This window comes from Candidatus Eisenbacteria bacterium (genome assembly GCA_035577985.1).
Classification (GTDB): domain Bacteria; phylum Desulfobacterota; class Binatia; order DP-6; family DP-6; genus DATJZY01.
Window position 1 is genome coordinate 1 of sequence record DATJZY010000153.1, and the last position, 7,121, is coordinate 7,121.

A 7,121-nucleotide genomic window follows, 5' to 3' on the forward strand; every position below is an offset into this window, starting at 1 on the left:
CCGACGTAGGCGTTCTTCTCGAGGCAGAGGACACGGAACCCGCGGGACGCCAGCAGCGCGGTGGCGGCGAGGCCGTTGTGGCCCGCGCCCACCACGATGACGTCGTAGTCGGGCGAGACGGTCATGCGGCGACGCTACACAGCCGCCGCCGCGATCGTCAAACGCGCTGCGCCACGTTCCAGCGGACCTGCCGCTCCTGGGCGGCCAGGTAGAGCCCCATGGAGAACCCGAAGCTCGTGAAGAGGCTCATGGTGAAGTAGATCCACGTGCCCTTGAGCCCGCGGCGCGGTCCGTCGATCATCGTCCAGAGCGGAAAGAGGATCGCGTTGGTGATGATGAGGTCCTGCCCGCCCGATCCCGCAGCCGGGTTCGTGAAGAGCATCTTCGTGAAGTGCACCCAGCTCGCCTCGGCCGGGTACGTCTTCACGTAGGTCACGTTGAAGTACCAACCGGCGCACACGGACACGACCGCGAGCACGTAGTAGAGCCCCTCGAGCCAGGTGACGGCCGAGCCCCGCCAGTTGCGCGCGTAGAGGTAGCGGTTGAAGCGCAAGAAGAGGACGACCGTCAGGACGCCCAGGGCGGCGTGGACGAAGAGCGACAGCATGGGGTGTCGCCCCTAGCACGCGGGGGCAGGGATCGCCTACCGAGGGATGGTCGGGCCTGTCCGAATCCATCTGGGTCTGGTCGCGCTGTCCGAGTCCGCCGGAGGGTCGGGTTTTCGCAGGTTGTTCGCCTACCCCTTGTCCGAAGGCGTCCCCATTGCGGTCGCCATGGCCGAGTCCGTTTTCGCTCGACGCGTGGGGCTAGTCGTGACGCCCCCGCCCGTGGGCCCAACTGTCCTATGGCGATGGTCGCAAGTCGTGTAGCCACGCCTCATCGAGCACCTGTGCAACGTAGATCACGCGGCGGAGCGGCAAGAGGTATTGGCAATAGTTGTGGATCGGCTGCCCTGAGGGGTGGCTCGCCGTGAGCAGCGGTATCTGCGGATGCGACGCGCCTGGCCGCTCCCGTCCCGATCCCGGTCATCCGGTCGAGTTCCGCCGCTTGCCCTCGACGCTGTGCGCGCGCTACGCAACGACCTCAGGCCGCGCACCTGAGGGGACTCGTCATGCGCCCAAAGGAGAATGGAATGAGAATCTCGGAGCGAATGACCGGACTCTTGGGAGGGATTGTTGGAACGGCTTTCGTCTCTGGTCTCTTGCTGGCTAGGCCGATCTCCGCTGCGGAGAACCTCAAAGGGCAGGTTCTCGGCGGAGGCGCTCCGATCGTCAACTCGACGGTAACCCTGTGGGCTGCGAGCGTAGGCGCGCCTAAGCAACTCGCGCAGGCGCATACCGGCGCCGACGGCCGCTTCGCGCTCAGTGCAGCCGGCGCACCGGAGAAGGATGTCGTCCTCTACCTTGTCGCCAAGGGTGGCCGGCCCACCGTCAGCAAGACGGCCGCCGATAATCCGGCCATCGCGCTAATGACGATGCTGGGCGCCAAGCCGCCGGGCAACCTCACGATCAACGAACTCACGACCGTCGCCTCCGTGTTCACCGCCGCGCGATTCATGAACGGGGAATCGATCTCGGGGAATCCGCTCGGGCTTCGCATCGCCGCCGGGAACGCGCCGAACCTGGTCGATCCCGTGACCGGCGGCTGGGGCAAGGTGCTGCTGGACCCGCTCAACAGCTCGATGACCACGACGATGGCCAACCTGGACACGCTCGGCTCGCTCATCACTGCCTACTTCACGGTGGCCGACGATGCCTGGCGGGCTCGTTTCCTCAAGGCTGCGACGCCACCCAGCGGTGTGACGCCGAAGAACACGCTCGAAGCGATGGCCGGGATCGCCCGCGCACCGTGGGTCGCGCCGAAGGAGCTGTACGCGTTGTTCGACGAAGCGTATCCGCTGCCGGCGCCCGATGGGCGTCGCAAGGCGCCCTTCGCGCCGTACCTGGTTTACGTTCCGGACGACTTCGCCCTCTCGCTGTGTTTCTCGGGCGGCGGCGACTATGCCAATGGGCGTTTCATGTTCGATGCGGACGGCAATCTTTGGAGCGGCCAGAATTGGCTGCCCGGCTCGCAGTCCGGCGTCAACAAGAGCACCGGTGGCGGCGTGATCAAATTCAGCCCCAACGGCACAGCGCTCTCCCCGCCGATCACCGGCTTCACCGGCATGGGCATCGACGGCGTCGGCTGGGGCACCGCCGTGACGAAGGACCGTGTCTGGATCAGCAGCTTCAACGGCAAGATTCTCGTGATGGATTTCGATGGCAAGCCCGTCGCCAAGGAAGGCGACTTCCCGTTCAAAGAGAACTTCCTCGGTCTGATGGGCATCGGCGTCGCGACGAATGGCGACGTCTGGATTGCGGATGGCTCGAACAATCAGTTGCTGTTCTTCCCCGGCGGACGGATCAAGGACGGCCGCATCGTCAAGGTCGCGGGGCTGAAATCGCCCTTCGACATCGTCATCGACTCCCAGAATCGTGTCTGGGTCGCCAACTCCTCGTCGGACACGGTCGTCCGATTCCCGGCCGACGAACCCACCAAGGTGGAGAGCTTCCGCGCCGGGATCGGTGTCCGTGCCCTCGCCCTGGACTCGAAGGAAAACGTCTGGGTGGCGAGCAACATGGACCTGAAAACCCCACAGCCGGTGCTTCCCGAAGGCATATCGATCATGGAGCAGTTCAAGCTGATCACCGCGCACATGTTCAAGTATGTCAGTGGGCCACCGCCGCGTCCCACGGGTGCCGTCAATATGATCCGCCCGGATGGCACCCAGCCCGCGCCGATGGGTTACACTGGCGAGGCGATCAACATCCCATGGGGCTTGAACGTCGACGGCAATGACGACGTCTGGGTCGGCAACATGTGGGGCCGGTCCGTCTCCCTGCTTGCCGGGGACGACACCAAGGGTCATCCCGCCGGCGCGAAGACCGGCGATGTCATCCACGTGTTTCAGAGCGGCAGCATCCAGATGATCACCGACGTGTCCATTGATCCGGCCGGGAACGTCTGGGCAGCGAACAACTGGAACAGTCTCGAAGCGGCGTCCAGCGAGAATCCATCCCGTCCCACCTCGACCTGGGGTGGCGGGTCGGGCTTCACCGTCATCTACGGCGTGGCGGCCCCGGTGCAGCCGCCGCGCATGGGCAAGGTGCGGGTGTACTGACGTCGCACCCGTCCCAGCAGTCGGGCTGTGTCCTATGCCGATCAGAGTGAAGGCGACCATGTCGTCCTGAAGGAGGCGGTACGCTCAGGACGAGTTGGAGTCGTCGTTGAGCCGGGATAGTGGCCGGCGCAGTCACCTCGCCGGAACACTGCAAGAAGACGCCGAAAGAGACGCTCTGGCAGAAGCTCAAGAGCCACCTCTAGCATGCGAAGGCCGGGCCTGCTCCTCTCTGGGCGGGCCCACGCCCGATGGCCCGAGCTGTTTGGTGATGCGGCTCTACTGGCCGAAGCCGTCCGCGTGAGGGTACAAGGGGGCGCCGTGAAATCCGGACGAGGGGGTGATCCGTGACGCAAGTCCGGTGTCGGGCGACAGCGCTTCTCGTGGGCGTTCTCACGTTGTCCTGCGTGCGGGCAACCCGTGCCGCCGAGAGCTGCAATCAGGTCGCCATTACGCCGGGCACCGAGGCGACGGTCTCCGTCCTGCTTCCAGACGTCGCGAGCGGTCTCCAGACGCGTCTTCAGGTCCGCGACGCGCGCGCGTCGAAGCCGGTGGACCCATGGGGCGGCTGTCCGACGACGCAACCGTACGGCACCTGCAGCCCCGCCACGCACGCCGACGCCTCCACCGTGGCGACGAGCAAGATCTACGACCCCGGTGACGGCATGCAGCTGATCGGATACCGCATGAAGAACGCCGCTGCGGCCATGACGCGAGACCCTAGGCTCTGCGTCCAGTACACGACGCAGTAGATTCGACCGCATGCTGGGCTTCAGACTCGACGCGTGGGACTACCTGACGTTCCTTGCCCTCGCTTTGGTGGGCATCGGGTTCCTCGTCTTCGTGGTCTGGCTGGCGGGGCTCCCCGGTCGCATCGCGATCGCCCGCAACCATCCCGACGCCGAGGCCGTCAACATGATGGGCTGGGCGGGGTTTCTCGCCGCGGTCCCCTGGATCCAGGCGTTCATCTGGGCCTTCAAGCCGACCGACATCATCGACATCCGACGCTTCCCGACCGAAGAGCGCGAGGCCGTCGCAGAGACCATCGCGCGGCTGCGTGGGGAGCGTGACCCTGGGTCCAAGGTGGCGAGCGTCAAACGGGACCTCCAGGAGACCGAGCAACAGCCGCCGCCTCCCAAGCCGCACCGGTAGGGATGGACCCGATCGCGTGCTGATCGCGCTCCTCATCACCGTCGGCTTCGTCGCCTTCGTCTGGCTCATCTTCTTTCGCCTGAAGCTGCTCGTATGGAGCATCACGTGGGCCGTCGTGTCGGTCCTCGTCGGCGTCCATGTGCTGCTGATCTTCCTCATCGGCGTCCGTTTCGTGGCGCCGTACTCCACCGACGCGCACGTCATCCAGCACACGATCCAGCTGACGCCGCGCCTCCCCGAGCCGACGCTCGTCACCGCGGTGCTGGTGGAGCCGAGCGTCCCGGTGCGCGCCGGCCAGCCGCTCTTCCAGTTCGACCGCCGGCCCTACGAGTACAAGGTGGCGCAGCTCGAGGCCGAGGTCGCGAAGGCCGAGCAGGACGTGCTGGTGCTCGAAGCCGACGAGGTAGTGGCGAACCAGAAAGTCGCCAGGGCGAAGAGCGAGCTCGAGTACGCGAAGTACCAACGCCAGCTGACCGCGATGCTGGCGAAGAAGGGTGCCGGGCCGGAGGAGGAGTTCCAGAAGTGGACGGCGCAGATGCACGTCGCCGAGGCCGACGCCAAGGAAGCCGCGGCCGAGGCGCAGCGCGCCAGGGTTCGCTACCAGTCGCAGATCGGCGGCGTGAACACGTCGGTGGCGATGGCGCGCGCCGAGCTCGACCAGGCGCGCTACTACCTCGACAACACGACGATGGTCGCCCCCGAGGACGGCTACGTGGTCAATCTCCAGGTGCGTCCGGGCATGGTGGCAGGCGACGTCCGCTTCGGCGCGATCGCGTCCTTCATCTGCGACGCGGATCGCTACGTCCTCGCGAGCTACGACCAGGAGGTGCTGAAGTACGTCGGGCCCGGACAACCGGTCGAGGTCGCGCTCGACCGCCATCCGGGACAGATCTTCCCGGGGCGCGTGGAGGCGATTTGGCCGAGCGGGGCGGGGCAGCTGCTGCCGAGCGGCACCCTTCCGAAGTTCACGCCGCCGCCGCCCGAGATGCCGCAGGGTCGCTTCGCCGTCCGCATCCGTCTCGACGATCCCGATCAGTCGAAGTTCCCGATCGGGGCGCAGGGCGCGACGGCCATCTACACCGGGGGCGGCGGCTTCGCGGCGCTGCGCCGGATCGGCATTCGCTCGTACACCTGGCTCAACTTCCTCTACCCGATTCCGTTCTGATGCGGCCGCACGCACACGTCGTCTTGCTGGCGGCGCTGCTCGCGGGCTGCCCCCTCGCGCGGCCACCCGAGCAGCCGGCCGTGCTCGAGCAGGCGCTGCCGAAGGGCACGACCGTACCGCCGGCGTGGAACGCGCCGGCGAGCCCGGAGGCGGTGAGGGGCGACTGGGTGAAATCGTTCGGCGATCCCGGTCTCGAAGCCGTCGTTGCCGAGGCGATCGCCAGCAACCCCGACCTGCGTCGCGCCGCCGCGAGCGTCGAGATCGCGCGGCAGACGGTGGTCGTCGTGGGCGCGCGCCTCTGGCCCCAGATTGGTGCGCGCATCGGCGCCGCGCGGACGCGCGATGTCGGCGAGGACGAGGCCAACAGCAACATGGAGTACGTCGGCCTGGCCTGGGAGCTGGACGTCTGGGGACGGATCCGTGCGCAGCGCGCGGCAGCGAAGGAATCGTACGAGGCGACTGCGCTCGACTATGCCTTCGCACGGCAGTCGCTGGCCGCGACCACGGCGAAGAGCTGGTACCTGGCGATCGCGACGCACGCGCTCGTCGAGCTCGCCCAACGCGCCGTCGCGCTCTATGCCGAACAGCTCGATCTCGTGCGCGTGCGCCAGGCGGCGGGCCGGGTCGCCGAGTTCGACGTCGTGCAGGCGAAAGCCTCGCTCGCCGCGGCCGAGAGCGAGCTCCGCGCCGTGCAGGCCGACTCCAGCGCGGCGCGACGCGCGCTCGAGCTGCTGCTCGGACGCTATCCCGCCGGCGACATCGCGCTGCGCGCCGGCTTCGTCCCCGCGCCGCCGCCAGTCGCCGCCGGCCTGCCCTCCGCGCTGCTCGAGCGACGCCCCGATGTCGCGGCGGCGGAGCGCCGGGTGCTCGCGGCCTTTCGCCTCCACGAAGCGGCGAAGTTGGCACTCCTGCCGTCGTTCGCGATCACGGTCGAGGGCGGGCGCTTGAGCGACAAGATCCTCGACCTGCTGCAGCTCAACCCCACGATCCTCCACGCGGCGATCGGGATGGAGATCCCCATCTACCAGGGCGGTGCGTTGCTCGCGAGGGTGAAGATCGCGACGGCCGAGCAGGAAGCCGCCGTCGCGGCCTATGCATCGGCTGCGCTGGCGGCCTTCGCCGAGGTGGAGAACGCGCTGACGAACCAGGTGACGCTCGCCGAGCGGATCCAGTACGACCGCCAGGCGCTCGACGACCGGATCGCCTCGGTGAAGATCGTACGGACGCGATACACCGCCGGCGCCAGCGACATGCTCACGGTCATCATCCTCGAGAGCGAGGCGCTCGCGGCCGAGCGCAACGTGATCGAGCTCCAGAACGCACAGCTCGCCAACCGGATCGATCTGCACCTGGCGCTCGGCGGCGACTTCGGGACCTGAGCGTGCTCCGCCTGTCGCTGTGGGCCGTCGCCTGCCTCGTCCTGGGCGTGCTGCTCGTCGCCTTCACCGATTCCGCGGTCGTGTGGTCGAGCAGAGCGCGATTCTGTGGCACTTTCTGCCATTCGATGGTGCACTAGATCTGGCTCACGCCGCCATCGACGAACAGCTCGATGCCGGTGATGTAGCTGCTCTCCTCCGAGGCGAGGAACACGACCGCCTGTGCGATCTCGTCCGGTGTCCCCGCGCGCCCGAGCGGCGCGGTCGCCGC

9 protein-coding genes are annotated in these 7,121 nt (G+C 67.5%); 6 read left to right on the top strand and 3 right to left on the bottom strand.

Annotation, left to right across the window (positions count from 1 at the left end; genetic code table 11):
* Together VMS22_22240 and VMS22_22245 are read right to left on the bottom strand one after the other, a co-directional pair.
* Nucleotides 1-125, bottom strand: a 125-nt coding sequence (locus VMS22_22240; protein HXJ36765.1) for an NAD(P)-binding protein, incomplete at its 3' end; no start/stop codon positions are given.
* Between the two features lie 32 nt (nt 126-157).
* The gene (locus VMS22_22245) at nt 158-607 is read right to left on the bottom strand and encodes a DUF2834 domain-containing protein (protein ID HXJ36766.1); all 450 of its coding nucleotides are present in this window, start codon (nt 605-607) and stop codon (nt 158-160) included.
* A gap of 543 nt (nt 608-1,150) precedes the next feature.
* Between VMS22_22245 and VMS22_22250 the strand changes: the two genes are divergently transcribed.
* The 6 genes from VMS22_22250 to VMS22_22275 all read left to right on the top strand — a co-directional run bounded on the left by VMS22_22250 (nt 1,151) and on the right by VMS22_22275 (nt 6,990).
* Nucleotides 1,151-3,160 carry a hypothetical protein gene (locus VMS22_22250; GenBank protein ID HXJ36767.1) on the top strand — a complete coding sequence of 670 codons (2,010 nt, stop codon included), beginning with the start codon at nt 1,151-1,153 and terminating at the stop codon, nt 3,158-3,160.
* Nucleotides 3,161-3,504: 344 nt separating this feature from the next.
* The gene (locus VMS22_22255; protein HXJ36768.1) at nt 3,505-3,909 is read left to right on the top strand and encodes a hypothetical protein; all 405 of its coding nucleotides are present in this window, start codon (nt 3,505-3,507) and stop codon (nt 3,907-3,909) included.
* 10 nt (nt 3,910-3,919) lie between these two features.
* On the top strand, nt 3,920-4,309 hold the full coding sequence (locus VMS22_22260) for a DUF3302 domain-containing protein (protein HXJ36769.1): 390 nt from the start codon (nt 3,920-3,922) through the stop codon (nt 4,307-4,309).
* Nucleotides 4,310-4,325: 16 nt separating this feature from the next.
* Nucleotides 4,326-5,474 carry an efflux RND transporter periplasmic adaptor subunit gene (locus tag VMS22_22265; GenBank protein HXJ36770.1) on the top strand — a complete coding sequence of 383 codons (1,149 nt, stop codon included), beginning with the start codon at nt 4,326-4,328 and terminating at the stop codon, nt 5,472-5,474.
* Entirely contained in the window at nt 5,474-6,853 is a 1,380-nt protein-coding gene (locus VMS22_22270; GenBank protein ID HXJ36771.1) for a TolC family protein, read from the top strand. The genes VMS22_22265 and VMS22_22270 overlap by 1 nt, the downstream gene beginning before the upstream one ends.
* Nucleotides 6,854-6,855: 2 nt before the next feature.
* Nucleotides 6,856-6,990: a hypothetical protein gene (locus tag VMS22_22275; protein ID HXJ36772.1), complete on the top strand. Its 135-nt coding sequence runs from the start codon at nt 6,856-6,858 to the stop codon at nt 6,988-6,990.
* Here VMS22_22275 and VMS22_22280 read toward each other — a convergent pair.
* Nucleotides 6,987-7,121, bottom strand: a 135-nt coding sequence (locus tag VMS22_22280; GenBank protein ID HXJ36773.1) for an SDR family oxidoreductase, incomplete at its 5' end; no start/stop codon positions are given. The genes VMS22_22275 and VMS22_22280 overlap by 4 nt on opposite strands.

Bases quoted from the DNA above. Each gene is read 5' to 3' on its own strand.
- VMS22_22245 (HXJ36766.1), bottom strand. From the start codon at position 607: ATGCTGTCGCTCTTCGTCCACGCCGCCCTGGGCGTCCTGACGGTCGTC.
- VMS22_22270 (HXJ36771.1), top strand. From the start codon at position 5,474: ATGCGGCCGCACGCACACGTCGTCTTGCTGGCGGCGCTGCTCGCGGGC.
- VMS22_22260 (HXJ36769.1), top strand. From the start codon at position 3,920: ATGCTGGGCTTCAGACTCGACGCGTGGGACTACCTGACGTTCCTTGCC.
- VMS22_22250 (HXJ36767.1), top strand. From the start codon at position 1,151: ATGACCGGACTCTTGGGAGGGATTGTTGGAACGGCTTTCGTCTCTGGT.